Origin of the sequence: Stenotrophomonas sp. GbtcB23, assembly GCF_019091045.1 — a bacterium.
Taxonomy (GTDB): Bacteria; Pseudomonadota; Gammaproteobacteria; order Xanthomonadales; family Xanthomonadaceae; genus Stenotrophomonas; species Stenotrophomonas rhizophila_A.
The window spans coordinates 1-421 of sequence record NZ_JAGXKC010000222.1 but is presented as its reverse complement, the minus strand read 5'-3'; the positions used below and the strand labels follow the sequence as shown (position 1 = coordinate 421).

Genomic DNA, 421 nt, shown 5'->3' with positions numbered 1-421 from the left:
TGGAAGCCGGCAAGGCCTGGCGGTTGTCGCGCATCCCTGCGCGCCGCGGCGACCCGGTGCCTTTCGTCGACGAGCGCATCTTCACCTCGCTTGCCGAGGCGGAATGGCATGTCTTCAAGATCCGCTGGCAGACCATGACCGGCGTCTCTCTACCTGCGGAGTATCAAGGTGGTCTATAGGACAAATGAATATCTCGGCTATCCCGATCGCATCAGCGTCCCTGCCGGAGAGACGGTCAAGTTCCAGCTGTCGAGCAAGCGGCCGAAGGTCAATGTCGAGGTGCTGCGACTGCGCTGCGGCGATGTCGACGTCAATGGCCCAGGCTTTAAATACGAGGTGATGCGGAGCGGCATCGACGGAGTGCAGGCCTGTCTTGACCAGGAGATCCGTCCAGGTTCCTGTGCTGTCGTTGAACATAACG

1 protein-coding gene is annotated in these 421 nt (G+C 60.6%); it reads left to right on the top strand.

Annotated elements, in window-relative coordinates; genetic code table 11:
- Nucleotides 1-168 precede the first annotated feature (168 nt).
- Nucleotides 169-421 (top strand): hypothetical protein (locus KVS69_RS18880; protein ID WP_217539504.1); only part of this gene is annotated, 253 nt, incomplete at its 3' end.